The sequence below is a fragment of the Actinopolymorpha alba DSM 45243 genome (genome assembly GCF_000373925.1).
Classification (GTDB): Bacteria; Actinomycetota; Actinomycetes; order Propionibacteriales; family Actinopolymorphaceae; genus Actinopolymorpha; species Actinopolymorpha alba.
Map to the genome: position 1 here is coordinate 22278 of NZ_KB892750.1, position 24971 is coordinate 47248.

At 66.8% G+C, this 24971-nt stretch carries 28 protein-coding genes; 13 read left to right on the forward strand and 15 right to left on the reverse strand.

What is annotated here, in order from left to right; all coding sequences use genetic code 11:
* Window positions 1-65 precede the first annotated feature (65 nt).
* The 4 genes from B141_RS0114490 (at window position 66) to B141_RS52795 (ending at window position 4357) form a co-directional block, all read left to right on the forward strand.
* Window positions 66-1610, forward strand: a complete 1545-nt coding sequence (locus tag B141_RS0114490; protein WP_020575898.1) for a DUF4832 domain-containing protein — start codon at window positions 66-68, stop codon at window positions 1608-1610.
* Window positions 1607-2878, forward strand: coding sequence for an MFS transporter (locus B141_RS0114495; protein ID WP_020575899.1), 1272 nt, complete (start codon window positions 1607-1609; stop codon window positions 2876-2878). The genes B141_RS0114490 and B141_RS0114495 overlap by 4 nt, the downstream gene beginning before the upstream one ends.
* A gap of 91 nt (window positions 2879-2969) precedes the next feature.
* Window positions 2970-3893 (forward strand): aminoglycoside phosphotransferase family protein, encoded by a 924-nt coding sequence (locus tag B141_RS0114500; RefSeq protein ID WP_020575900.1) that lies wholly within the window; start codon window positions 2970-2972, stop codon window positions 3891-3893.
* Between the two features lie 173 nt (window positions 3894-4066).
* Window positions 4067-4357 (forward strand): helix-turn-helix domain-containing protein, encoded by a 291-nt coding sequence (locus B141_RS52795; RefSeq protein ID WP_026257220.1) that lies wholly within the window; start codon window positions 4067-4069, stop codon window positions 4355-4357.
* 18 nt (window positions 4358-4375) lie between these two features.
* Here the strand turns inward: B141_RS52795 and B141_RS0114510 are convergent, their stop codons facing one another.
* From B141_RS0114510 to B141_RS0114520, 3 genes are read right to left on the reverse strand one after another with little or no spacing between them, the layout of a single operon-like run.
* Window positions 4376-5197, reverse strand: coding sequence for an ABC transporter permease (locus tag B141_RS0114510; protein WP_020575902.1), 822 nt, complete (start codon window positions 5195-5197; stop codon window positions 4376-4378).
* Window positions 5190-5987, reverse strand: coding sequence for an ABC transporter permease (locus B141_RS0114515; RefSeq protein WP_020575903.1), 798 nt, complete (start codon window positions 5985-5987; stop codon window positions 5190-5192). Before B141_RS0114515 ends, B141_RS0114510 begins: the two co-directional genes overlap by 8 nt.
* Window positions 5984-7018: an ABC transporter ATP-binding protein gene (locus B141_RS0114520; RefSeq protein WP_237742700.1), complete on the reverse strand. Its 1035-nt coding sequence runs from the start codon at window positions 7016-7018 to the stop codon at window positions 5984-5986. Before B141_RS0114520 ends, B141_RS0114515 begins: the two co-directional genes overlap by 4 nt.
* A gap of 524 nt (window positions 7019-7542) precedes the next feature.
* Here B141_RS0114520 and B141_RS47435 point away from each other — a divergent pair.
* Entirely contained in the window at window positions 7543-8283 is a 741-nt protein-coding gene (locus B141_RS47435; RefSeq protein WP_474775223.1) for a DUF222 domain-containing protein, read from the forward strand.
* On the forward strand, window positions 8234-8767 hold the full coding sequence (locus B141_RS52800) for an HNH endonuclease signature motif containing protein (RefSeq protein ID WP_272944079.1): 534 nt from the start codon (window positions 8234-8236) through the stop codon (window positions 8765-8767). The genes B141_RS47435 and B141_RS52800 overlap by 50 nt, the downstream gene beginning before the upstream one ends.
* A gap of 229 nt (window positions 8768-8996) precedes the next feature.
* Here B141_RS52800 and B141_RS40685 read toward each other — a convergent pair whose 3' ends face one another.
* The 7 genes from B141_RS40685 to B141_RS40695 all read right to left on the reverse strand — a co-directional run bounded on the left by B141_RS40685 (window position 8997) and on the right by B141_RS40695 (window position 15448).
* Complete coding sequence (locus B141_RS40685; RefSeq protein ID WP_020575905.1) at window positions 8997-9647, reverse strand: hypothetical protein; 651 nt, start codon at window positions 9645-9647, stop codon at window positions 8997-8999.
* Entirely contained in the window at window positions 9644-10144 is a 501-nt protein-coding gene (locus B141_RS40690) for an RNA polymerase sigma factor (protein ID WP_020575906.1), read from the reverse strand. The genes B141_RS40685 and B141_RS40690 overlap by 4 nt, the downstream gene beginning before the upstream one ends.
* Window positions 10145-10215: 71 nt before the next feature.
* Window positions 10216-11811 carry an MFS transporter gene (locus B141_RS0114550; protein WP_040421340.1) on the reverse strand — a complete coding sequence of 532 codons (1596 nt, stop codon included), beginning with the start codon at window positions 11809-11811 and terminating at the stop codon, window positions 10216-10218.
* 112 nt (window positions 11812-11923) lie between these two features.
* The gene (locus tag B141_RS0114555) at window positions 11924-13144 is read right to left on the reverse strand and encodes an ABC transporter permease (RefSeq protein WP_020575908.1); all 1221 of its coding nucleotides are present in this window, start codon (window positions 13142-13144) and stop codon (window positions 11924-11926) included.
* Window positions 13138-13833, reverse strand: coding sequence for an ABC transporter ATP-binding protein (locus B141_RS0114560; protein ID WP_020575909.1), 696 nt, complete (start codon window positions 13831-13833; stop codon window positions 13138-13140). Before B141_RS0114560 ends, B141_RS0114555 begins: the two co-directional genes overlap by 7 nt.
* Window positions 13830-14921 carry a peptidoglycan-binding protein gene (locus B141_RS0114565; RefSeq protein ID WP_202805780.1) on the reverse strand — a complete coding sequence of 364 codons (1092 nt, stop codon included), beginning with the start codon at window positions 14919-14921 and terminating at the stop codon, window positions 13830-13832. Before B141_RS0114565 ends, B141_RS0114560 begins: the two co-directional genes overlap by 4 nt.
* The gene (locus B141_RS40695; RefSeq protein WP_063828611.1) at window positions 14918-15448 is read right to left on the reverse strand and encodes a hypothetical protein; all 531 of its coding nucleotides are present in this window, start codon (window positions 15446-15448) and stop codon (window positions 14918-14920) included. The genes B141_RS0114565 and B141_RS40695 overlap by 4 nt, the downstream gene beginning before the upstream one ends.
* Window positions 15449-15549: 101 nt before the next feature.
* Here B141_RS40695 and B141_RS0114575 point away from each other — a divergent pair, with 101 nt between their 5' ends.
* Entirely contained in the window at window positions 15550-16200 is a 651-nt protein-coding gene (locus B141_RS0114575) for a response regulator transcription factor (protein ID WP_026257226.1), read from the forward strand.
* Entirely contained in the window at window positions 16197-17429 is a 1233-nt protein-coding gene (locus B141_RS0114580) for a sensor histidine kinase (RefSeq protein ID WP_020575913.1), read from the forward strand. Before B141_RS0114575 ends, B141_RS0114580 begins: the two co-directional genes overlap by 4 nt.
* Here B141_RS0114580 and B141_RS0114585 read toward each other — a convergent pair.
* The 3 genes from B141_RS0114585 to B141_RS0114595 are packed head-to-tail and all read right to left on the reverse strand — an operon-like array spanning window position 17396 to window position 18878.
* Entirely contained in the window at window positions 17396-17992 is a 597-nt protein-coding gene (locus B141_RS0114585) for an MBL fold metallo-hydrolase (protein ID WP_020575914.1), read from the reverse strand. The genes B141_RS0114580 and B141_RS0114585 overlap by 34 nt on opposite strands.
* Window positions 17993-18016: 24 nt before the next feature.
* Window positions 18017-18394 (reverse strand): DUF6223 family protein, encoded by a 378-nt coding sequence (locus tag B141_RS0114590; RefSeq protein WP_020575915.1) that lies wholly within the window; start codon window positions 18392-18394, stop codon window positions 18017-18019.
* Between the two features lie 49 nt (window positions 18395-18443).
* Complete coding sequence (locus tag B141_RS0114595; RefSeq protein WP_272944078.1) at window positions 18444-18878, reverse strand: DUF6223 family protein; 435 nt, start codon at window positions 18876-18878, stop codon at window positions 18444-18446.
* Between the two features lie 304 nt (window positions 18879-19182).
* On the opposite strand from B141_RS0114595, the gene B141_RS0114600 reads away from it, so the two are divergent.
* Window positions 19183-19869: a class I SAM-dependent methyltransferase gene (locus B141_RS0114600; RefSeq protein ID WP_020575917.1), complete on the forward strand. Its 687-nt coding sequence runs from the start codon at window positions 19183-19185 to the stop codon at window positions 19867-19869.
* Between the two features lie 83 nt (window positions 19870-19952).
* On the opposite strand, the gene B141_RS0114605 is transcribed toward B141_RS0114600, so the two are convergent.
* Window positions 19953-20705, reverse strand: coding sequence for an aminoglycoside phosphotransferase family protein (locus B141_RS0114605; RefSeq protein WP_020575918.1), 753 nt, complete (start codon window positions 20703-20705; stop codon window positions 19953-19955).
* Window positions 20706-20975: 270 nt separating this feature from the next.
* Window positions 20976-21140, reverse strand: a complete 165-nt coding sequence (locus B141_RS0114610; protein WP_157181016.1) for a hypothetical protein — start codon at window positions 21138-21140, stop codon at window positions 20976-20978.
* Between the two features lie 163 nt (window positions 21141-21303).
* On the opposite strand from B141_RS0114610, the gene B141_RS0114615 reads away from it, so the two are divergent.
* The 4 genes from B141_RS0114615 to B141_RS47440 all read left to right on the forward strand — a co-directional run bounded on the left by B141_RS0114615 (window position 21304) and on the right by B141_RS47440 (window position 24733).
* A complete protein-coding gene (locus B141_RS0114615; protein ID WP_020575920.1) occupies window positions 21304-21483 on the forward strand; it encodes a hypothetical protein in 180 nt (59 codons plus the stop codon).
* A gap of 61 nt (window positions 21484-21544) precedes the next feature.
* Window positions 21545-23023 (forward strand): MFS transporter, encoded by a 1479-nt coding sequence (locus B141_RS40700; RefSeq protein ID WP_020575921.1) that lies wholly within the window; start codon window positions 21545-21547, stop codon window positions 23021-23023.
* A gap of 136 nt (window positions 23024-23159) precedes the next feature.
* Window positions 23160-23726 carry a dihydrofolate reductase family protein gene (locus tag B141_RS0114625; protein WP_020575922.1) on the forward strand — a complete coding sequence of 189 codons (567 nt, stop codon included), beginning with the start codon at window positions 23160-23162 and terminating at the stop codon, window positions 23724-23726.
* Window positions 23723-24733: an SRPBCC family protein gene (locus B141_RS47440; RefSeq protein WP_020575923.1), complete on the forward strand. Its 1011-nt coding sequence runs from the start codon at window positions 23723-23725 to the stop codon at window positions 24731-24733. The genes B141_RS0114625 and B141_RS47440 overlap by 4 nt, the downstream gene beginning before the upstream one ends.
* The last annotated feature ends 238 nt before the right edge of the window (window positions 24734-24971 follow it).

Here is a 24971-nt window from a genome sequence, read left to right on the forward strand (position 1 = left end):
GTGTGCGGTGACCCTGGTCCTGATGCGGATCCACGTGCCCGGCCAGGGGCGGAGGGGAGCGGGTCTTGAGGCGGCTGGTTGTCTTTGCGGCGTTGGTCCCGGCGCTGGTATTCGCTGGTGCGGCGGGCACGTCGGCGAGCGCGCCGCCGTCGACCTCGCCGGCGCGGACCACCGCTGACGGCGCTGTCCGCACGTACGCACCGAGCGATGAGGTGCTGGCCAACCCGCAGCGCGGCTTCTACCACCACACCGAAACCCATTACAGGCCTGATGGTTCTGGGTATGCGCCGCTGGACGCCGCGACCTTGCGGACGTGGCGGGAGCAGGACAAGGTCACGCAGGTCCTGCGGGTCTTCTATCTGGAGAAGTTCGCCACCACCGACCGGATCGATTCACGCTATCTCGACCTGATGCGCGCTGACTTCGCGTCCGCCCGGGCCGCGGGTGTCAAGCTGATCCTGCGTTTCGCCTATGCGCAGCCGCGCGATGACTGGCCTTACCAGCCGCCGTACGGCGATGCGCCGAAGTCCCGGGTGCTCAAGCACATCGCCCAGCTCGCGCCGGTCCTGCGTGGCAACGCAGATGTCATCGAGGTGGTGCAGGCCGGGTTCATCGGGCTGTGGGGCGAGGGTTATTACACCGATCACTTCGTGGCTGACCCGAGCGATCCGGGAACGGTGACCGAGCAGGACTGGGCGAACCGGCGGGAGGTTTACCTCGCGCTCCTCAAGGCGCTGCCGGCGGACCGGATGATCCAGGTACGCACCATGCAGATGAAGCAGAAGGCATTGGGCCGGCCCAGCGGTGTGGAGGGTGCGCTCACCGCGGAGGAGGCGTTCACCGGCGGTCCGGCCGCCAGGATCGGCCATCACAACGACTGCTTCCTGGCCAGCCCCGACGACTTCGGCACGTTCTTGTCGGATCCGATCACCCTCGACCAGGAGTACCTCGCGCAGGAGACGAGGTTCGTCCCGGCTGGAGGTGAGACCTGCAATGTCAATCCGCCGCGGTCGGAATGGCCGTCCGCAGCGGCGGAGCTGGCCCGCTACCACTACAGCTATCTCAACGCCGACTACAACCGTGCCGTACTGAATAGCTGGGGTGAGGGCCTCGTCGAAGCGAAGCGCCGGTTGGGTTATCGGTTCCGGCTGACCCAGGGGAGTTTCACCGACGGCGTGCGGCCGGGCAGGTCGTTCACCGTCAACCTCGCCTTGCGCAACGACGGATGGGCCGCGCCGTTCAGTCGGCGGGGAGTCGAGCTTGTTCTCCAGGGCGAGCGGCGTTCGTACGCCTTCTCGGTGAAGGCCGACCCCAGGCGTTGGGAGGCTGGTACGACGGCCAACCTGTCCGTGCGGGCCTGCGCCGCCCTCCCGCCCGGCCGATACCAGCTGCTGCTCAACCTCCCGGACCCCGCGCCGTCGCTTCGCTCACAGGCACCGCTTCCCGGAACCCAGACCAGCTACAACGCGGCGTACGCCATCCAGCTTGCCAATCAGGGGGTCTGGCAGCCGCGGACCGGCTACAACGACCTGCGGCACACGCTCGTCGTCGACGCCAAACAACCCCAGACCGGCAGCTGCGAGGGCGCCGTCCAGCCGCGGGTGCCATGACCTTCAACTCCACCCGTCGCGCCTGCTACACCGGCTACATCACCCAGGCAATCGTCAACAACCTCGCGCCCCTGTTGTTCATCGTCTTCCAGACGCGGTACGCCGTGCCGCTGGAGATGCTGGGCCGCCTGGTGCTGCTGAACTTCGCCACCCAACTGCTCACGGACATCGTCGCCGTCAAAGTGGTGGACCGCGTCGGCTATCGCGGGCTGCTGGTGCTGGCCCACATCCTCGCTGCGCTGGGGCTGGTGATGCTCGCCGTTGCCCCGGCTGTGCTGCCGTCGCCGTACGTCGGCCTCAGTTGCGCCGTCATTGTGTACGCGGTCGGCGGTGGGTTGCTCGAGGTGCTGGTGAGTCCGGTCGTCGATGCCCTGCCTAGTCCGCAGGAGGGCAAGGCGGCGCAGATGAGCCTCCTGCATTCCTTCTACTGCTGGGGCCAGGTGGGTGTCGTCGCCGTCACGACCGTGCTGCTCGCGCAGATCGGGCAGGCATCGTGGCAGGTCCTGCCGCTGATCTGGGCGCTCGTACCACTGGTGAACCTGTTCGCATTCCTTCGCGTACCGTTGCCAGCGACGGTGCCCGACGAGCATCGTACGCCGCTTCGGGCGCTGTTCGGTGCGCCAACATTCGCGCTCGCGATGGTGCTGATGTTGGGTGCGGGCGCAGCGGAGCTGACCATGTCGCAGTGGTCTTCGCTGTTCGCTGAGCAGGGCCTCGGCGTGTCGAAGGTGTGGGGAGACCTGGCCGGGCCGTGTCTGTTCGCGGTGCTCATGGGCATCGGACGGATCGCGTACGGGCTATGGGGCGAGAGGGTTCCGCTGGTGCCCGCCCTGGCGGGTTGCGGTGTGCTCGCGACCGTGTGCTACCTGGTCGCCGTACTCTCGCAGCATCCCGTGATCAGCCTCGTCGGATGTGCGGTGTGCGGGCTGGCGGTGAGCCTGTTGTGGCCGGGGACGTTCAGCTTGGCCGCTGCGCGATTCCCGTTCGGTGGAGCCGCGATGTTTGGAATCCTGGCCGTATTCGGTGATGCCGGCGGCGCGGGCGGGCCGTGGATCGCCGGAGCTGTCGCGGACGTTTCCGCTGGGACCAACGGGGTCCTGCACGATCTTGCCGGCGTACTCCCCGACGACGATGGCTCCGGACTCCGGATCGGCCTCCTTGTGGGTACGGCATTTCCGCTCACGATTGTCGTAGCGGCGCTGCTGTATGCCGTTGTCGCCCGCCGCCGGGTCGCCGAGCCCGCGGAGGTGGCGGTCGAACCGCGGTGAGTGCGCTACCGCGACCGTCTGCATACTTGCGCCGTGCACGACATCGTGGTTCGCCGGGGTGGCACCACATGAGACCAAGTAAGGACTATCTGTGACGCGAACCACCGTCACGACATACTCGAAGGCAGTTGCGATCGCCGAGACATACGGCGTGCCAGCTGCTGCGGTTACGCCAGCCGCACGCCAAGGGGTGGCGAACGACGTGTACTTCCTCGGCGATCAGCTCGTACTACGGATTGCGCACCAAGACACCAAACGGGACCTGTGCCGAGAGGCAATGGTCATCCCAGTGGCCAGGACGCTCGGCGTCGCCACTCCGGAGCTCTTGCTGTTCGACGGATCCTGTGCCGACAAGGACAGCCGGGATGTACCGCACATGGTGATCACCCGAGTCGCCGGCGCTGATCTCGACACGATCGACGAGCCGGCCGATGCTTTGGCCAAGTCCTATCGTGAGGTCGGTCGGCAGCTGGCGAGATTACATTCCTCGGACCTCAGCAGCCCACCCGACCTCGTCGAACCGGACCCACAGACCAGCCCGTTCCCGGCCATCGAACAACTGGTTGCCGCCGGCCTCATCAATCAGCAGAACGCCGACTGGCTCCGAAGTCTCTTCCAGCGCCTCGAGCCCCATCTGACCCAGGCGATAACCCCAACGCTCATCCACGGCGACGTAGCCCCTCAGAACGTCCTCGTTGATCCGACCGACCTAACCCTGGTTGCCCTCATCGATTGGGGCGACGCAGCGTGGGCAGACCCAGCCGTGGACTTCGCCAAGGTCCCTTTGTGGCACCTGCCCGCCACCCTCGAGGGCTATCTCAACGAGCGCCCCACCGCGGAGCCGGAAGGGATGGCCGCACAGATCATCTGGCACCACCTGAACTGGGCACTTGGTGTAGACCGTCCACCGAGTCACGCTTCTCACTGGAGCGCGCAGCCTCTGGCGCGGCTCATCCACGTCTTCCAGTTCCTCAGCTCTCGCCCGCCGGCGCCGTGGAACCTGCTAACGCCATGACCCAGCGCGATGCCTGCCACAACTGTGGACGACACCCGCACTTCGAGTATGAATGCAAGGTTTTCGCAGTCGTTGACGAGTCCATCGGCGGGTGAACCTATCGAAGTCTTCATTCTTGCGTGAAGGTCATAGGGTAATGACGTGATCTCGCTTAGTGCTTTCGGGGAACGCGAATGACCAGCCGTTCCCGCTCCATCGGTTATCAATGGAAACTTCGAGAAGTCATGGCGGCACACGAGATGGTCGCCGCGACCGAACTCCTGAAACCACTGACCGCGCGAGGAGTCAGGTTGTCCGCCGTCGCTGCCTGGCGATTGGTCAACCACAACCCCACCCGTCTTTCACTTCCTACTCTTGCGGCATTGTGTGACATCTTCGGCTGTTCGCCCAACGATCTCATCGTTACGCACGGGACCGACGCCACCTCCAGCGACCGGTCAGGGGTCCGTCAAAGTCCGACCTGACGAATCCGCCCTCGCCAGTTAGTGGCCGGGGCTGGAGTAGTGCCGCATCTGCCGATGAAAGAAGAGCACTGCTGCGGCATAGAGCAACAGCCCAACCACTGGAGATGCGAACGCCAGCCAGGTCGGCACGAACAGCTCGGTCGTTCGATCGAGTAGCACTGCGGCCGGAAAGAAGGCCGCGTACGCCAGCGGCAACACGAACGTCAGCAGGTGCGCCACCGTCCGCGGCAACACGCTGAGTGGATAAGGCCCGAACGTCACGAAGACCGTGTCGGCCACGCTGAGAATGGGGGAGCTGGCAAGCAGCCGGAAGGTCAGCGACGCTATCGCCAGCATGACCGCGGACTCGACAAGCGCGCTGCCAATGACGGCAGCAATGAGGAACACGACCGAGGCGAGGGACCACGAAATCGGGGCGGCCACCGCGGTAACGGCCAGGACCACGGCGCCGAACACGATGTCGCCCACCGCAGTCACCTGGAATCGACGGGCCAGCAACTGAATCAGCGGGTTGACCGGTCGCAACAGGTATCGGTCGAACTCCCCGCGGCGCACCACGCCATCGGCTGTCCACAGCTGGCCGGAAAGAATCCCGTGCAGTGCGTGGCCCATGGATCGGATCCCGTACACGAAGGCGACCTCAACAAGGCTCCATCCGCCGATGCTGCCGAACGCATACACGATGACTCCGACGAAGGCCAATGACACCGCTTCGTAGCAGATGGCCCCGACCGCGGTCATCACGAAATCCGCACGGTATTGCATCGCGGACGCGAGACCGACGCGCAGCAGGATGGCGTACTGGCGCATCGCCGAGGGCGGTTTGGTGAGCTCAGCCACCCTGAACAACCACCCGATGCTTCGCTCGCGACCACAGCCACAGGCAGAGCCCAGTCAGGATGACTATCCACAGTGCCTGCAGGCCGACGGCGCTGACAAAGCCGCCCGGCGGCCGTCCAAAATAGACCGCGATCGGTGTGTACGTCGACGCTTGGAACGGCAGGGCAACGGCGATCGCCTGCAGCCAGTCGGGCATGAACCACAGCGGTACGACGGCGCCTGACATGAACGTGCGTACGACGAAGAACGCCATGCCCACGCCGCCCACTTCCAACGTCCAGAACGAGGTGAGCGACATCAGCAAGGTGATCAGTTGGGAGACCCCGAATGCGAGAAGCAGACTGACCGCGAAGCGGACCGTGTCGCTAACGTCAGGGGGAGGCGCGAGTCCCCGCACGGCCAGTCCCGTGCCGAGACCGACCGCGGCGGCTGGCAAAGTGGCGACGACATAGCCTGCCTGGACCGCAAGGCTCTGGGTGAGGAGGCCGATCGGGCGGGTCAGGTCTACCCCAATGAGGCCGTCTCGTACGCGTGATTCGATGGAGCTGTACGGCGAGGTGTTGAGGACGGTAGCGACGGTGAGACTCAGCACGGCATAGCCGACCGCCGTATCGACGTCGACACCTGCGACCGGCCCGCTGTGACCCGCGTAGATGGCACGCCACACCACGCTGAAGAGCGCAACCTGAAGCGCAAGAACCAGGAACGAAAGCAGCATGGACGCCCGATACGCCCACGGCGTGAGGCAGCCGATCCGCACCTGGCTCAGCACCTGCCGCACCAGTGTCATGCCGGACTCTCCGGCAAACCTCGCTGGGTGTAGATACGACCAATGACCGCCTCGAGGCGCGGCTCGGCGACAGAAAGGTCGACGACCTCGTGTGCCGCGGTGACCGCCCCGATGATCTCCGGTGCTTTCACCCGATCAGACCGAAACCGCAGGGTCACGACCGGACCATCCCGGCCGATCTGCTCCGCGCCGTTGACCGCGACATCTGCCGGACTGGCTAGCGTGACAACCAGGTCGCGGTATGGCGCGTAGCGGGCCATGAGTTCAGTCAGGGCGCCGTCGTAGAGAACCCTGCCGTGGTCGATGAGGACGATGCGGCGGCACAACTGTTCGACGTCCTCGAGATCGTGGGTCGTGAGGACGACGGTGGTTCCGCGTTCGGCGTTCACGTGTGCGATGAACTCGCGAATGCGTTGCTTCGCGACCACATCCAGCCCAACGGTCGGCTCGTCGAGGTAGAGCAGCCGTGGTTGGTAGAGCATGGCCGCGGCGATGTCACCACGCATCCGCTGTCCCAACGAGAGTTGGCGTACCGGCGCGTCGAGGAATTCGTCCATGTCGAGGAGCTTCACGAGCTCGTGCTGTCTGCGGTCGCCCTCCATTGTTGGTACGCCATAGAGGTCGCGCACCGCGCGAAACGACTCGCGCAGCGGCAGATCCCACCACAGTTGGCTGCGCTGCCCGAAGACGACACCGATGTTGAGTGCGTTCGCCTTGCGTTCACGCGATGGATCGCGGTCCGCGACTGACACCGCGCCGGCGGTGGGCGTGAGAATCCCTGTGAGCATCTTGATCGTCGTCGACTTCCCGGCACCGTTGGGTCCGAGATACCCGACCAGCTCGCCGCTGTGAATGTCGAAAGACACGTCGTTCACAGCCCGGATCACGTCATAGTCCCGGCTGAAGAGCGTGCGCAGCCCGCCCAGGCGGCCGCTAACCCGCTTGACCCGGCGGAACTCCTTCACCAGCCCGGCCGCCCGCACAAGGGGACGCTGAGCGGCATCGCTCGGCAGATCATCCACGGCGGACACGGAGAGAGACACTGTCAGAAGATTCCTCGCTTAGCAAGCGGATTCATTGGTTCTCCACGACGGCGACCTTGGAGTCGCTGGTTGCCGAATCGAGGACTGCCTCGAGCAGGGCCACGCTCGACGGGGGCAGTTACTGTAAGACCGCCCATGCGGAACCCCGCCGTCAGGGCGGTCTTCGACCGGACCGGTCCCGCGATCGAGTTGGCCATGGTAGCTGGCGCGTGGCGCCGCCGCGGTCGCCATCGAGACGCTTTCACCCTCTATCGCACGTAAGCCCAGCAGCAAGAAGGCTCTGAACGCTGCCCTCATTGCGGGGGAGTATTATTCGGTTCATTCATTGGTCCAATGATCCGTTCACAATCGGTTACTCGTAGCCACAGAAAATTACATTTCCGGGAGCCTTGGAATGGGCTCATTTGGGCGGGGTTTTGTCGGTGGTCGCCGATAGCGTTCTACCTATGGATGTCACGACTGGTTCCCCGCCCACGCATCCGGTGTTGGGCTTGATGGGTGCGGTCGATTCCATGCTCGACGACATTCTGGGGTTTCCAACCTGGTCGTGTACGGACGCTGATCTGGCCGAGGCTGTGGAGCTGGCGCATAAGCTCGCTGGGAAGTTCGANGCGGTTCGGCTCCGAACCATCCACGACGTCGACACCCACGAGCTTGCCTCGCAAGCAGGAGCGACCTCCACCGCGGCGTGGCTACGGCACAAGCTGCACCTCCACCCCGGCGCGATCGGCGCGGACGTCAAACTCGCCAAGGCATTAGAGACCAACCTCCAAGCCACCGGCCAAGCTCTTGCCGCGGGCAGGATCTCTCTCCTGCACGCGAAAATCATCCGCGAGTCGATCAACCTGCTCCCCAACGACATCAGCGACGAACTCAANCGGGAAGGTGAGAGGCGCCTGCTGGAGTTGGCAACCCAACATGACCCGAAGGAGCTTCGGCAGTTGGGGGTCCAGCTGTACGAAGCGATCGCCCCGGAGGATGCTGAGCGGCGGCTGGGTGAGCAGTTGGAACGGGAACGCAAACGGGCCGAGCAGAAGCGGTCGATCACGTTCTCCCAAGCAGGGCCCGGACTTCACAGCGCCCGCATTCAACTGCCCGTTGACGAGATGGCACGCCTCAAAGCACTCCTCGACCCGCTAGCCAGACCACGAAAGACCGACGCGAACGGACCCGACACCCGACACCCGCACCGCCTCCCGCCGCCTGGGCGACGCCTTCGTCGAACTCCTCGACCTTGCCCTCGCCGCCGGTGAAGCGCCCACGCGTGGTGGGACGAGGCCGCAGATCATCCTCACCATGACGCTTGCCCAACTCGTCACCGGAATCGGGTACGCNACATTGGACAGCGGTGAACAGATCTCCGCAGAGACCGCGAGACTGCTGGCCTGCGACGCCGACGTCATTCCCGCCGTCCTCAACAGCAAAGGCCAAGTACTCGACCTCGGCCGCACCACCCGCTTCTTCACCGCCGCCCAACGCCACGCACTAGGCATCCGCGACGGCATGGAATGCAACTTCCCAAGCTGCGACCGCCCCGCCAAATGGTGCGATGCACATCACATAACCCATTGGGTAGACGGAGGCCGAACCGACCTCAACAACGGCGTCCTGTTATGCAGCGCCCACCACAACCTCATCCACAACAGCGACTGGCAAGTCCGCATGGGACCAAACAGCAGACCCGAATACATACCCCCACCCTGGATCGACATCAACCAACACCCCATCCGCACCTAACCCGACGTTCGCGTGGGATCGTTGCCGCATGATGCGCTATTTCTGCCGCCGTTGGGACGAGTCCCGCGGCGATGAGCACGATCGCTTGGGGGCACTCGGAGGATGAGTACGGTTGCTTGGCCGAGGCGCCCTTGGAGGTCGCCGAGTTCGAGCCGTTCGAGATATCACGCGATGCTTTCGAGCTCGTCTGGAGGAAGCAGGATGTCGGCTCATCGGCGGCACGTGGCACCTACTGGACGCCAAGCGTCTGCTTCACGGCCGGACTCAGCGCCACGTCGTTGTCGGGAGCAGGGACAGCTCGACCGCCGGAGATCGTGTAGTACCCCTGAAAAGTGTTGACCAGGCTGGCCGGAGCGTCGGTGTACGAAGCCAACAGGAGTACGTACCGGCCACCGACGGACATCCCAGTCGGCGTCTCGGGCCCCGAGCCTGGCGTCACGTACGCGACCTCGATCTGCCGACCCGCGGCGACCTGTCCCTTTGCCACCTTCTCGACTTCCACTCTCGCGATGGTCTCAGGAAAGCCATTGCTGTCCTGTTCCCGCGTGGAGACGACAGTTCCCCGCAGAATGAGGTCGGCGCGATCCTCCAAAGCTCTCGAATTCTCGTAGACCGGCTCGTCGACCATCGGCGGCTCGGCGGTGCCTCCGCCGCCGGTCCGGATCGCTGTCCAGCCGATGATGACAGCTACCACCACAGCCGAAGACGCGGCCAGCACCATGACGAGGCGTCGCCGGCGAGCAACCGTTCGCGGCGCTTGTTCCTGGGCTGTCGTTTCCACAAGTTCCTTCAATTCATTGCGGGCACGCTCCGAAAGTTCGGTCGTCCACGGTCCGGGAACCGGGTTCGAGGTACGCATCAGTCGCTTGATCGTGGTCATTCTGTTCTCCCGACCTGACCTTGAAAGGAATCACGAAAGGCGCGACGTGCCCGGTGCATCCTGACCCACACGGCGGACACCGACACCTGCATGACCTCGGCGATCTCCCGTGCGCTCAACCCGTCCCAGTACGCCAGTACAAGGACCTGTCGGTGATGCTCGTCGAGACTGGACACGACGGCTTGCACGATCTCCACCGAGGACGGAGTCGTCTGGCGGGTCTTCAACTCCGCTTCAGCCGCTTGGAGCAACCGCTCCGAGCGGAACAGCGATCGGTGATGGTTTCTGAGCAGATTCTGCGCCGTCACGAACAGCCAACCAGGCGACAACGGGGAGGACCCGTCAACGGTCCGCGCCCACGCGATCTTGAAGACCTCGGCGGCGAGGTCCTCCGCCTCGCTCTCGTCGCCGACCCGCCGCATCACGAACCGGAGCACGCGGCCGTAGTTGTCGCGGTAGAGCCCGATGAACCGCGCCTCCGCCTTCCGGTCCGCCACAGATCCGCCCCTCATACCTCATGAATGTCCGGAGTCAGGCAGATCCTTACCGCAGGCGGGCGCGGCTTTCGTCACTCGGGCGTTGAGGGCAGCAGATGGTGGGTACGCGGGGTCCCGGCGATGTGAGAGAAGGCGGCGTCCTCGATGGCCTTGTCTTCGGCAGTGAGACGTCCGTCGTGTTGGCGTTGGTGTTCCTGCCAGGTGGACACTTCGAACTGCTCGATGAACAGACGGACGTCCTCGCCGACCCGGTAGAGGCGCCACCGGGTCGCGCCGCTGCGAAGCCTCGATCGACGCATTGCCCGCATGGCGGCGAGGAAGGCGGGCTGGTGGTCGTCGTCGACTTCGTACTGAATGGACACCACGACCGGGCCGACGGTCGGGTCGGGATCGACAGCGAGGCGGGGGGTGTCCCAGTACGCGAGCGGCGAGCGGTCGAGCTGGTGGCTGTCGGGCACCCGGAGGACGCGACCGGCCGCGGCGCTGAACCCGACGAGGGCGGCCGCCGCGAGCAGCGCCACTCTCAGGCTGGTGAGTTGGGTGACCAGCCCCCAGATCGGGGCGGCGACAGCTTGGGTACCAAGGAACACCATGAGGTAGACCGCGATCACCCGGGCACGGACCCAGCCGGGCAGGAACAGCTGCAGCTCGGAGATGACAGTGGCCACGGTCGCCGTCCAACCGATTCCACACACCACGAGCAGCGGCATCGCCACAGACATCGAGGAGGTGACGGCGACAGCGGCGAAGGCGAGTGCGAACGCCGCCCCGGCCACAGCGAGCACGGTGTTCGACGACAGCCGTTGCTTGACTCGGCCGAGCCCGAGCGCGCCGACAACGGCACCGACGCCGAGTGCCGCGAACAGGACTCCGTAGCCGTCGGCCGCGAGTCCGAGCTGTCGGCTCGCGATCAGCGGCAGCAGCGCCCACACCGCGCCGGCAGGAAAGACGAAGGTGGCGAAGCGGAGCAGGATCGTTCGGACGACCGGTTCGTGTCGTACGTAACGGCTACCGGCCCGCAGGGCGGGGATGAACCGTTCGCGCTCACCCCTGGTGACCCTGGGCCGGCGCCAGGCGAGCAGGACGACGGCGAGGACGGTAGTGGCGACGGCATTCAGAGCGAAGACGGGTGGGACACCCCAGTAGGCGATCACGAATCCGGCCAGGGCCGGCCCGGCGGCTCGGGCGACGTTGACGCTGACCATGTCCAGCCGGGTCGCGGCTGCCAGCTCGTTCCGCGGCACAAGTTCGGTGATCAGGGCCTGCCAGGTGGGCGACGACATCGCCTGGCCGGCCCCGACCAGGAACGTGAACGTCAGCAACAGCGCCGGCGGCATCATCCCCAGCGCGGTGAGTACGGCGAGCAGGACCGCGACCCCGATGAAGTACACCTGGACGACGAACAGCAGCCCGCGCCGGTCGAACGCATCCGCCAGTGCCCCAGCGGGAAGCGCGAGCAGCATCATCGGCAGCGTGCTCGCGGTCTGCACCAGCGGCACGATCGTGGCCGCTCGCGGGTCGTTCACGAACAACCACTGCGCACCCACGGTCTGCGCCCACGTCCCGACGCTGGAGATCACCACCCCCAGCCAGAGCCAGAAGAACGCCCGGCGACGGAACGGCGCCCACGATCGGACGGTGTGCGGCGTGGCGCGTTCTGCCCTCATCCGGCCCACCGCGGGTTGTCCATGCCGTCGACGTTAAACCGGCACGGACCGCGCGTGGGAGTTACTGTCAGTACCCCTCACGCAGGCCCCCACGCGGCATCCGTCGCCAGGGTCAGGGTGTGGCCAGCGCTTCCGTCGGGGACAGCCGGGCCGCACGGATCGCGGGGTAGAGCCCCGCGACGCCACCGATGAGCGTGGTGGCCGCGAGGGCACCCGCGGTCGCCCACGCTGGCACCACCGCCGGCCACGACTGGTACGCGGCGTACCCGGTGGTGACGGCGACACCAAGCAGCACCCCGCCCACGCCGCCGAGCGTGGACAGCAGGAGCGATTCGGCGAGGAACTGCAGCCGGATCTGTCCTCGGGTCGCGCCGAGCGAGCGGCGTAACCCGATCTCGGCCCGGCGCTCCAGAACCGAGATGACCATCGTGTTCGCCACCCCGACTCCGCCTACCAGCAGCGCCACCGACCCCAGGCCGAGCAGCAACCCGTTCAGGGTGGCGTCGGCCGCTCGGCGCGCGGCCAGGATGTCGGATGGTCGGGACACGTTCACATCGCCGGGTGCTTGCGGGTTGGCGGTGGTGGCCAGAACGCCGCGTACCGCCTCGATCTTGCTGTCCCGCGACCTGGTGTAGACGGTCGTCGCCCGTCCGTCGAAGCGGAACGCGTCGGTGGCGATGTCCCAGCCGATCAGGACGGCCGTGTCCAGCTCGGGCGCGAGCGTGACCGGGTTGAGTATGCCGATCACGGTGAAGCGTGCGCCGCCGACCAGAATCTCCGTCTGCGGGCTGGGCCGGCCGATGCCGAGCCGGTCGGCCGTGTCGGCGCCGAGCACCGCCGCTGGGTACCGGCCGGTCACGCCGTTGAGCCAGACGCCGCTGCGTACGGTCGCGCCCACGGTCTGCGGCAGGCTCACCCGGGCGGCCACCACGGTCAGCCCGTTGGTCTCCACCTTGGGGATCCTGTCCGACCGGTACGCCTTGGCGCTCGTGATCGCCCCGGTCGCCGACGTGGCGGTGACCGGGCCGATCCGCGCGATCATCGCCTCGGCCTCGGCCGGCAGCTTGGCGTTCTGGCCCTCCACTGTCTGTCCGGGGGAGACGGTGAGCAGGTTCGTGCCGAGCGCGGCAAGCTGGCGGTTCAGCTCCTCGCGGGAGGAGGACGAGATGCCCACGACGGCGACCATCGCGGCGATGCCGATCGCGATACCGAGCGCGGACAGCAGCGCCCGGGTCGGGCGGGTGCGCAGGCCGTCCGCGCCGACCCGGGCCACGTCCCGAGGGGCCATCCGGGCGGGCGAGAGCCGGCGCCCGTCTTGCAGCGCGGTCACCATTGCGCCATCCCGGCCGCCTGCGGCGTGGTCGCACTGTCGCCGACCACCTGGCCGTCGCGCATGTGCACCTGCCGGTCGAGGCCCCCGGCGACCTCACGGTCGTGGGTGATGACCGCCACGGTGGTACCAGCGGCGTGCAGCTCCCGCAGCACGGCCATGACGCCCTCGCCTGAGGCGGAGTCGAGGTTGCCGGTCGGCTCGTCGGCGAGCAGCAGCGCGGGGCCGCCGACCACCGCCCGAGCGATCGCCACCCGCTGCCGCTCACCACCGGACAGCTCGTGCGGCTCGTGGTCGAGCCGATGTCCGAGCCCCACCCGCTCCAACGCGGCCGCCGCCCGTTGCCGGCGCTCTTTCATCGGTACGCCCGCGTAGAGCAGGCCGTCGGCCACGTTGTCCAGAGCTGGTACGCCGGCGGCGAGGTGGAACTGCTGGAACACGAAGCCGATCCGGCTCGCGCGCAGGGCTGACAGCTGCCGGTCGGACAGCCTCGATACGTCGTACCCGTCGATGACCACCCGGCCAGACGTGGGCCGGTCGAGCGTGCCCAGCATGTGCAGCATGGTGGACTTGCCCGAGCCGGACGGGCCGACCACCGCGACGAGTTCGCCGGGGCCGATGGTCAGGGTGACGCCGGCGAGCGCGTGGACGTTCCCGGGGTACACCTTCGTCACGTCGGTCAACTCGATCATCGCGGCATCCCCACGGTCATGCCCTCCGTCAACCCGTCGCCGGTGACCTCGACCCGGCCGCTCGCGAAAAGACCGGTCTCCACCTTGAGGTAGTGCGTGGTCGATCCCTCGACGACCTCGACGCCGTACCCGCCCCCTGCCAGTGCCACCAGCGCCGCCACCGGCACGGTGAGCACGTCCTTGCGCTCGGACGCGGTGAAGACCACAGTGACCGCGGCCGCCTCGATCCCCGCCGCCTCCGCGGGGTCGCCCAGCGAGACGATCGCCTCGATTCGGGTCTCGGCCTGGCCGCCACCCGGGTCGGTCGACTGCTCGACCACGGTGTAGACCCGCTCCACCCGGCCGGCCACCTGCTTGCCGTCGGGCATCTGGATCTGCACCTCGACCCCCTTGCGGGCCAGCCGTTGCTGGGACACCTCGAGCCGGGCCGTCACCTGGCGGCCGGTCCCGGTGTAGCGCAACACCTCCTGCCCGCCACCGGTGGACTGGTTCACCCCGGCAGTGACGGTGTCGACCCGGATCGCGCCCGGGGCGAACAGCACCCGGCCCAGCTCGACCCGGCCGGTCCGCGGCAGGCCCAGATCCTTTTGCCATCGCCGCACCGCTCTCGCGGTGGCCCACGTGTACGTGCGGTCGACAGTGAACCCGCCATAGCCAAGGGCCTTCAGGTTGGCTTCGAGCTGTCGTACGTCCGCACCGGTGACGCCCGGGGCGAGCGTCCGGTAAGCGGCGACGTTGCCGTACATCAGTACGACCGGCGCGTTGTCCACCCGGTAGATCGGTCGGCCCCGGCCGATGACGTCGCCGGCCAGCGGCACCTTGGTGATCACACCGGCGATCCGGCCCGGCAGCGTGGTCTCGACGCCGTAGCCCAGATCGCCGGACACCTCGTCGGTGTCCAGCATCGTGTGGCGGGTCACCTGCGCGGCGGCCGGCGGCAGGTCCGCCGTGGGGTTCGGCGTACGCGTGCCGCCTCCGCCGAAGCCCACGGCGGCGACGGTCACCACCCCCGCCGCGAGCACGACCGCACCAGCTACCGCGATGCCCCGGCCGCGCCGCCTGCGACGCACTGTGGATGGGCTCGTCACCTCCGCGTCGCTCCCGGGCTCGGGCTCTGCGTGCGAGGCTGCCGGCAGGTCGCCCTCGCCTGGTCGTAGTCCGGGTCAGTTTGTTCCTGCGGGAGCTGAAAGCCGCCGTTGGCGTCCGGGTCGGGGAAGTTCTCCACCCCGTGGGCCCGCATGCACCGCGCGTACTCGAGCGCCCCCTCCAGCTTCAGTTCCATATCGGGGGCGTTCAGGACAGGGCGGTCCTGCTTGCACGCTTCTTCCGCCTTGTGCAGCGTGTCTGCGTCCACCGCACCCTTGCTGCTGTCGAGCCCCCGAAGCCGGACGGTGTCGCCGTCTACTTCTGGGTCGGGCCACGGCAGGCCCTCCGCCCGCATGCATTGCGCATACTTGATTCCCTGCTCCAGCACGCTGAGACTCGATGTCGGGCTCGGCGCCGGTCCGGAGCTACCCACCGAGGCCACGCCCTCGCCGTCATCTGCTTTCGAACAGCCGGCCGCCATGACCAGCAGGAGCGGTAGCAGGCAGGCGGCCAGGACACGTTTTCTCATTGCTTCAGTGCAGCCGCGGGCCCGCAACAGCACCGTTACCGCGCCTGTAACGCCGGTGTAATGCCCGACCGCGGAGACTGCCGGTCAAGGAGGATGTGCGGGTGCGGGTGCTGCTGATCGAGGACGAGGTGCTGTTGGCCGAGCAGGTCGCCGACGGGCTGCGCGACCAGGGCATGGCGGTCGACCTCGCCGCCGACGGGATCGACGGCCTGCACAAGGCCGGCGCGAACCGGTACGACGTAATCGTGCTCGACCGCGACCTGCCGCTCGTCCACGGCGACCAGGTGTGCACGGCGTTGGCCGCGAGTGGCAGCGACGCCCGGATCCTCATGCTCACGGCGGCGGGCGAGGCGGCTGACCGGGTCGCCGGCCTGATCCTCGGCGCCGACGACTACCTGCCCAAGCCGTTCGTCTTCGACGAACTGGTGCTGCGCATCCGCGCGCTGGCTCGCCGGGCCAACAACGCGCCCCGGGTCCTGCGGAGCGCCGGCCTGACCTTCGACACCGCGCGGCGCGTCGTCACCCGCGACGGCCGCATCATCCCGCTGACCACGAAGGAGCTCGCCGTGCTGGAGATCCTGATGGTCGCCGACGGTGCCGTCGTCAGTGCCGAGGATCTGCTGGAACGGGCGTGGGACGAGCACGCCGACCCGTTCACCGCGACCGTCCGGGTCACCATCGCCCGGCTGCGCCGCAAGCTGGGCGACCCGCCGCTGATCGAGACCGCTGTCGGCGCGGGGTACCGGCTGTGAAGCCGCGCTGGAAGCACCCGTCGATCCGGCTGCGGCTGGCCCTTGTGTACGCGGTCGTGCTCGTGGCGACCTGCGCGGCCCTTCTCGCGCTCAATTACGCACTGCTGTATCAGAGTCTCTACAGCGACATCGACGCCCCGACGCTGGCCGAGATGGAAGCGATAGCAAGCGCTCCGCCAGAAGGAGACGCGTGGCTGACGGGCGAGAAGCTCAGGGCCTACCAGACCAAGCAGGCCGAGATCGCCCGGCTCCGGGACGACATGCTGCTGAGCACCGCCGGAACCTCCGCGATCGCGCTCGCGATCACAGCCATGGTGGGGCTCGGGGTCTCCTGGGTGGTCGCTGGCCGCATGCTTCGGCCGCTGCGTACACTCACCGCCGCCACCCGGCGGATCTCCCAGGACCGGCTGCACGAGCGCATCGCGCTCTCCGGGCCGCGCGACGAGCTCAAGGAACTGGCCGACACCTTCGACCAGATGGTGACCAGACTGGAAGCCTCGTTCAAGAGCCAGCGAAGGTTCATCGCCGACGCCGCACACGAGCTGCGTACGCCCCTGTCGATCGTGCGTACCGGCGCCGAGGTCCAGTTGGCCAAGCGGCACAGCACCTCCGAACAGTGGGAGGCCACAGCCCATCGCGTGCTTGTTGCGACTGGTCGAGCCGAACGCATGCTGGATGGCCTGCTGGCATTGGCCCGCAGCGACAGCGGCGTCATCGTTCGCGAGCCGCATGACCTGGCGGTCGCAGCAGCCGGGGCGCTGAGCGAGGCGGACGGCGAAGCCGAGCGCGCCGGGTTGACCATCACCACCGACCTGCGCCCGGCGCCGGTCAACGGCGACCCGGTCCTGCTGGACCGCCTGGTGAGCAACCTCGTCGACAACGCGATCCGGCACAACCAGCCAGGCGGTTGGGTCGAGGTGGTGACCGGTCACGGCGGCGGGGAAGCAGTCGTCACGGTACGCAACAGTGGCGACCGCATCTCCCCGACCGAGGTCGACCGGCTGTTCGAGCCGTTCCAGCGGCTCGCGTCTGACCGCACCGCGGGCTCCAGATCAACGGGCCTGGGCCTTGCCATCGTCAGGTCCATCGTGCACGCCCACGGCGGCACGGTCACGGCGGCGCCGAACACCGGCGGCGGGCTGACCGTCACCCTCAAGCTGCCGGCAGGACACGCCCCACAAGCCAGCGACTCATCTCAAACCGATTCGCCGGGCGTTAGATACCGGTAGCCGCTGACGGTCTCCTCGGCGAGCCAGCCGTTCACGCTGCTGAGGCCGCGATCGTTGATCTGGGCGTCGTGGATCGCGAACGCCCGCTGCGGTTTGATCGCCTTGACGAAATCGATCGCCTCAGCCATCTTCATCCACGATCCCTGGGCTGGAACCAGGAGCGTCTCGATCGGCTGCTCGGGGACGTGCAGCGAATCACCGGGGTGGTAGATCGCCTCGTCGACGATGTAGCCGAGGTTGGCGCAGTCCGGTTGGCCGCCGTAGATGAACGCGTGCCGCCCGCCGACCGCGCCTACCTGGAAGCCGGCGGCGGTGAACTCCTGACCGGAGGACACCCCGGTGACCTCCAGCAGTGGAATGTCCGCTTCGGCCGGGGCATAGACCGGTACGCCGAGCCCAGCCAGGCGAAGGACATCGATGTGATCGGCGTGTTCGTGAGTCACCAGCACGGCATCCGCACCGGTCAGGGCAGTTGGCTCGCTCCACGTCCCGGGATCGATGACCAGCACCCGGCCATCGTGTTCGAGCCGTACACACGCGTGGGTGTACTTCGTGATCCGCACGGCGTCCAACCTATGCCGGCCGCGTCATTCGGGCTGCCGGCGGGAGCGGGCCAGAGCTAGCCCACCGAGGTTCATGCCGATCAGCCCCGCCAGCAGAGTCACGATGGCGCGGGCCTGCCCGTTGCCAGTGCCGACAGCACCGGTGTAGCTGCCCAGATGCAGCACGCTGAGGGCTGTGCCGATCAGCCCCACCACCAGGGCCGCGATGGCACCGGCCCGCCTGTTGCCGGTGCCGAAACGACCGGCGGAGCGGGCCAGAGCAAGCCCACCGATGACCAAGCTGATCAGCCCAACTACGGCGGCCACGGTGGCCACGAGGCGTCCGGAGCCTGGGTCGTAAGCACCGGCGGCGACGGTGACGTGCGCGACCGCCGGTGCGGCAAGCAAGTGACGGAAGGACATTGAGGATCCTTTCGGGTACACCATGGCCGGGTCAGCCGGGTCAGCCGGGTCAGCCGGTGCGGCGGGAGCGGGCCAGAGTCAGCCCACCGAGGTTCACGCCGATCAGCCCCACCACCAGGGCCACAATGGCCCCGGCCCGCCCGTTGCCGGTACCGAAACCACCGGCGGAGCCGGCCAGGTGCAGCACACTGAGGACCATGCCGCTCAGCCCCACCCCGGCGGCCGCGATCGCCCCGGCCCGCCCGTTGCCGGTGCCGAAACGACCAGCGGAGCGGGCCAGAGCCAGCCCACCGATGACCAAGCTGATCAGCCCCACCACGCCGGCCACGATGGCGCCGAATCGCCCGGAGCCAGGGCCGTAACCACCGGCGGCGACGGTGACGTGCGCGACCGCCGGTGCGACAAGCAGGTGAAGGATCGACATGAGGATCCCTTCGGTCGAACGACGGGTGCTCATGGAGGGCCTCCGTCGTTGAATGGACACAAACGATCGTCGCGTCTTGAGACCGGGGCGTCCTCCGTCCGCAGGCGGCAGCGGATACGAAGTTCGACGTAGGCAACTCGTGCGGACCGCGCTCCTCGACGTAGACGGCTACGCAACTGGTGGTAGTCAGTCCAGGCTCGTCCAGCCGCCCATTGCACGCGGGTTGCACGCCCACCTACGGATTACGAGTGGGTTTTCGTGCGGCCCTTGACCCGGCCGCATTTGACCGTGGCCGGGTCCTTGTTGTTGGAGGAGAGGGGAAACCCGTCGCGTGCGCTGTACGGTCTCGCTAGCGTGCAGCGGCATGGCTGGGGACCCGTATCGGGATGAGCAGTTCGTCGCGCGGTATGACTTCGACAATGCTGCCAGCGACGACCACGCGTATTATCGGGCGCTCGCCGACGCGATCGAAGCAGAGAAGATTATCGACCTAGGCTGCGGCACCGGGCTTCTCACTCGTGCGCTCGCGACGCCGGGCCGGGTGGTTATCGGTGTTGACCCGAGCGCAACGATGCTGGGCTACGCACGCCGCCAGCCGGGCGCCGAAGCCGTTACCTGGATCCACGGCGACGCAACTATCGCCGGCGCCGGCGACGCGGATCTGGCCGTGAGCAGCGGGAACACGATGATGCACATAAGCCCCAAGGCCTATCCAACGGTCCTGGGCTCCCTTAGGGACGCGCTCAGGCTCGGAGGAGTGATCAGCTTCGAAACCCGCAATCCGCGGGCCAAAGAGTGGGAGCGCTGGAACCCGGATGAGACCTATACCGAGCGCGACACCTCGTCCGGTCACCTCCGCGAGTGGCTCGTGTGGCGTTCGGCGCGCACCACAACCGCTCTGTACTTCCGCACCGCTGAGGACATCACCGCTGACCTTGAACGTGCCGGATTCAGCGATGTTGACGTGCGCGGCGGCTGGCACAACGAGCCAGTCACGGCCGACTCCCGAGTTCTTGTCTTCCGCGCGCATCGTGGATCAAGACAGGAGTAGCGGCGGCGACAGATTGGCGTGTGCATCACAAGGGGTGGGACCTCGGCATGGCATCCGGTCACTCGCGCCTGTCGGCTTTCGGTTCAGCGGAGGTAGACGTTGCCCAGACGCAGGCCCATGTCGATCCCTTCGGCGTCGTTGAAGGTGATCGTCCAATGCAGGCGATGGAGTGTGCAGTGTGCCCAGTAGCGCCGCAGCAGGGTCGGATCGAGCAAGTTGGTGAGGTATTCGTCGAGGCGATCGATGGCTTCTTGGAGGACCTGTGGATGATTCGCCTGCATCCATGCGCCCAGGGTGAGGTCGGCGCGGAGCCCGACGAGGGCGAAGCATCGGTCGCCGCGAGCGACCCCGCCGTTCCAGTCGACGATGCCGCTGATCTGCCCGGAGTTGTCGAAGAGCACGTTCGGCGGCGTGTAGTCAGGGTTACTGCGCTGCAGCCACAGCTGTCGTATGGGTACGTCGGGGCGGTCGGCGAGCGCTCCTTCGAAGTGTTCGTTCATCGCCAGCATGGCCTCGATGACCGCAGCGTTGGCGACCTTCGGTGGGCTGCCGGGAAGGCGCTCCTGCAGGACCAGGACGGTCCAGTACACGTCGTCGAGCCGGATCGGCTCCTGCTGCGGCACCGGAAGACCGCTCCGACGCAGCGACTCCACCACCTCAGCGGTCTGCTGCATCCGCTCCACTGGCATGTTCGTCCTGGTGATCACCCCTTCGCGGCCCCCGGGCCAGCGCACGTAGACCGCACCGGAGGTCTCGCCGTGCTCGGCCACACCCACCAGTGTCAGTCCGTAGCCGCACCGCTCGTTGACCACCCCGACCAACGTCTCCGCATCCATCGCCCCCCCAGCCAGACCGAGGTCGCTATACCAACATCAATCACCAAAACCTGCAAACCGGCTGGCAGGCAGTCGCCGACGTCCCGGCACTGTGGATGGATGGACCAACGTCGGCAGTCGATGCTTTCACGGCGGTCCTCACGTTCCTGCATCTGATCTACAAGCGCGAGCTGCGGCAAGCAGGACGATGCGCCTGACCTGCGGCTTTGTGGGTGCGTCCCGGCAGGATTAGAACCTGCGACACACGGTTTAGGAATTTACTGACGGCGGTTATCGGCCGGCCACACTCAAATGCCATTTGAGCTGCAAATACGCATTTCGGTGCAGGTGGGACTCCGGCACGGACAGCTCCTCTAACGCGTCGGCGTCGGCGGCCTGCTCGGCGGCCGCCCACGCCTGCTCAAGCTCGCGGATCTCGTTCTCGGTGGTGGTCATGCCCGCAACGTGAGGCATGACGACATCGGCGCGGTGGCGGCTGTCTGACACGTTTCCCAGGATTCCGGCCATGAGTCTCGTCGCGGCTTGCCCGCCGGGGGTAACCGGTCGTTACGTTCGTTCAATCAGGGCCCGGACACGACTCAAGGTAACGAGGATTCCGATGGGCAGGATCGTAGCCACCGAGTACATCTCCGTCGACGGTGTCAACGAAGCTCCGAGCGGCAGCGAGACGTTCGAACACGCCGGCGCAGGCGCACCGCGGCCGAAGGCAGCGACCGATGAGCACACAACGAAGGAGAAGGAACTGATGTTCTCGCCCGGGGCCCACAGTGACCGCTAATCCCATACCCGCGAGTGCGGGTAGGAAGGAATGGATTGGGCTCGCCATTCTCGCGGCCGGAATGCTGTTCGTCGCGTTCGACTTCTTCGTCCTCCTGCTCGCGCTACCTCACCTGGCCGCCGATCTCGGTACCACCGCCTCTGAACAGTTGTGGATCGTCGACATCTATGGCTTCATGGTCGGCGGCTTGCTGCTGACCATGGGCTCGGTTGGCGACCGGATCGGCCGCCGCAGGTTGCTCGTCCTCGGCGCCGCCGGATTCGGTGCCGCATCGATATTGGCGGCTCTCTCGACAAGCCCTGAGATGCTGCTTATCGCGCGCGCGCTGCTCGGTGTCGCGGGCGCCACGTTAGGGCCGACCACCTTGGGCTTGATCAGCGTCATGTTCCGCAATGAGGCTCAACGTGCGCAGGCAATCGGCATCTGGGCTGCCGCCTTCACGGTCGGAGCCATCGTCGGCCCGTTCATCGGTGGCCTGATGCTCACCAGTTTTTGGTGGGGCTCGGTGTTTCTCCTGGCGGTGCCAGTGTCGGTGGTCATCATCGCGACGGCTAGGGCGCTTCTTCCCGAGTCCGACATTGGTGGCGGCCGCATCGACGTGGTGAGTGCCGCACTGTCGCTGATGGCAATCCTCGTGATCGTCTTTGGCGTCAAGCAGGCCGCAACCGAGGGATGGCATCCCGTGATCGCGCTTGCTTTCCTGGTCGGTTTCGTTCTCGGAGGTTTGTTCATAAGGCGGCAGAAGAGGCTCGCCGAGCCAATGCTCGACCTGTCTCTTTTCGCCGATCGAGCATTGAGCCTGCCGTTAGTGGCGCTGCTTTGCTACACCGCGGTCGGCGCTGCCGGCCTGTATTACCTGACCACGTATCTGCAGACCGTCGCGGGCCTCTCGCCGCCGTTGGCGAGCCTAGCGCTGCTTCCGTGCCTGCTCGCCGGAGCGATCAGCGTCACCACGGCTCCTACTCTCGCCCGCCATGTACCTCAAGCTCGGCTGATCGCAGTGGGCCTGCTGGTGGTGGTGGTCTCGCAAGTCGCGATCGTGATCGTCGTCGACCAACCCGTGGTGCTTATCGTCGCGTTCGCCGTGCAGGCACTTGGCGGCGGGCCGTTGCTCGCGCTCGGTGTCAATCTCGTCCTCGGCGCGGCTCCGCCCGAGAAGGCAGGCGCCGCGGCAGCGCTGCCGCAGTTGGCGAACGAGTTCGGCGCAGCGCTCGGCACCGCGACGCTCGGCAGTGTCGGCGCCGCCGTCTACGTAGCTTCGCTGCAGCGGGCGGGGCTGGCTCCGGATGTCGCGGCGCGCGCACAAGCGGGCATCGCTTCCGCGTACGCCGCTGCCGAGGGCATGCCTGGGCCTGCCAAGTCCGAGCTCATTCAGTACGCGAATACCGCGTTTCTCGACGGTGTGCGGCTGATGGCGGTTATCGCCGCAGGGATCGCCGCAGTCCTCGCAATCATGATCGGCTGCGGCTTGCGTCATCTGGCTCCGCTCACAGCACAGGTCGCTCCGCCGGACCCCGCTGAACCAATCACCGATCCATGAGGAGAGCCACCGTAGTCAAACTTCACACGCTTCTTCGTCACCGAGGCCTATCCCGTGGCCGCTCCGCCGCACGGTGCGGCGGACCACTCACTCAGAAACCATCACACGACCCGCTACACCAACCTGGAGAAACCTCATGCGCCCCATCAGTTGTCATACGTTCGTCAGCCTCGACGGCGTCATCAACCACATGGAACGGTGGCACTTCGCCTACAGCGATGCCGAATCTCAAACCCTCGCGCTGGAGCAGCTGCAATCCAGCGGCGCCCTGCTCATGGGACGACAGACCTATGAGGTGTACGCCAGCGCGTGGCCGAACCGTGAGGGCGAGTACCCCGACCTGATCAACCGGCTGCCCAAGTACGTGGTGTCGAGTACGCTCACCGACGCGACGTGGAACAACACCACCGTCATCTCCGAGGACCCGGTCTCCGCGATCCGCGCGCTCAAGGAGGAAGACGGGCCGCAGATACTGATGCACGGCTATGGGCCGCTCGCGAAGAACCTGCTGGCGGAGGGCGTCCTCGATGAACTCCACCTGTGGTTGCATCCCGTCCTGGCCGGCGTCGGCTCCGGCGATGATCTCCTGCTGCACGAAGGCCTGAACCAGGTCCTGCAGCTTGAGGGTACGAGAACCCTCGGCTCCGGAGTGGTGATCCTCACCTACCGCACCCAGGCCGCTCGGCAGGAAGGGTCAGCATGACCGACGCCACCCTCGCCAGCGGTGTCGTGGTTGAGTCCGCGGCGGACCACGCCGGATTCACCGCGACCGTCTCGGTGCCGGCCACGCCGGACGCGGTCTTCGCGTACTTCACCGAACCCGACCTCTTCGCCCACTGGTTCGTCGTCGACGGGTACACCACCCCTGCGGAGGAGATCCGGCTTGACCCGCGACCCGGCGGCGCCGTCACTGGCGTGATGGTCAGCGACGACGGTTCCACCCGCATCCCATTCGACATCCGCTACGGACGAGTCGATCCGCCCCGCCTGGCCCAGTTCACCTTCACCGAACCAGACGAAGCGGTCACCCTCGACGTGCAGCCGATGACCCGGGGGCTCACGAGAGTCAGTTACCACAAGCCGTACGGCAACGGCGACGACGTCCACGGCGCCCAGTCGATGCTCGACGCGTTGGCCTCGTCGATCGCCCGCGCAGCACGGAAACAGGCTTCGAGGAGCTCTCCACGAGACGGGGTGGACCCGGTCGACCTCGCTGGACTCATCAAGCGGCTCGGGCTGCCCGAGGGATTCGAGGCTCCCACCGAACTGCGCCACGCTGACCTGCACGCCCGGGCGATCAGCCGGGTCGATCTCGAGGACGACGTCGCGGGCATCAACGCCAGCCTGGACCTCATCCGCCGTACCCGGGGCGGACGCTGGCCCACCGAATTGGTCACCGCGGACGGCAACTACATCGATCTGGTCTGGCACGAGTGCGAGTTCCGGGACAGAAAGTCGTTTACCTACGCTGTCTACGACGACGACGGTCTCTACCTCGGCTGCTGTTACCTGTATCCCGTCGGCGTCCGGAGCCCACTCACCGAGGCTCTGCTCCAGCATGACGTAGACGTCAGCTGGTGGGTCACTCCCGACGCGTACGAGGCCGGTCACTACCAGACGCTGTATCAGGCGCTGCAGCACTGGGCGACCAACGCATTCCCGTTCACCAACCCGCACTACTCCAATATCGAGATCCCCAAACTGGACTGAGGTCGACGAGTTCTGGTTCTGGGTAAATCCGTACCTATGGCCGGATGGGCGACGGATCCTCGACGGTGTCCCTATCCGCCTGCAGCTGGGCTCTGACGGGAACGAACTGAAGCGCCCGCGGCTGCGGCGCTGCTCAGCACAGCAGAGCAGGTCGTGATCGCGGCCGTGCACCGGCAGGCATGGCCGGCGGTCGCGACAGAGAACACTGCCGCTACGACGAGGGACGGGTCGATCCAGT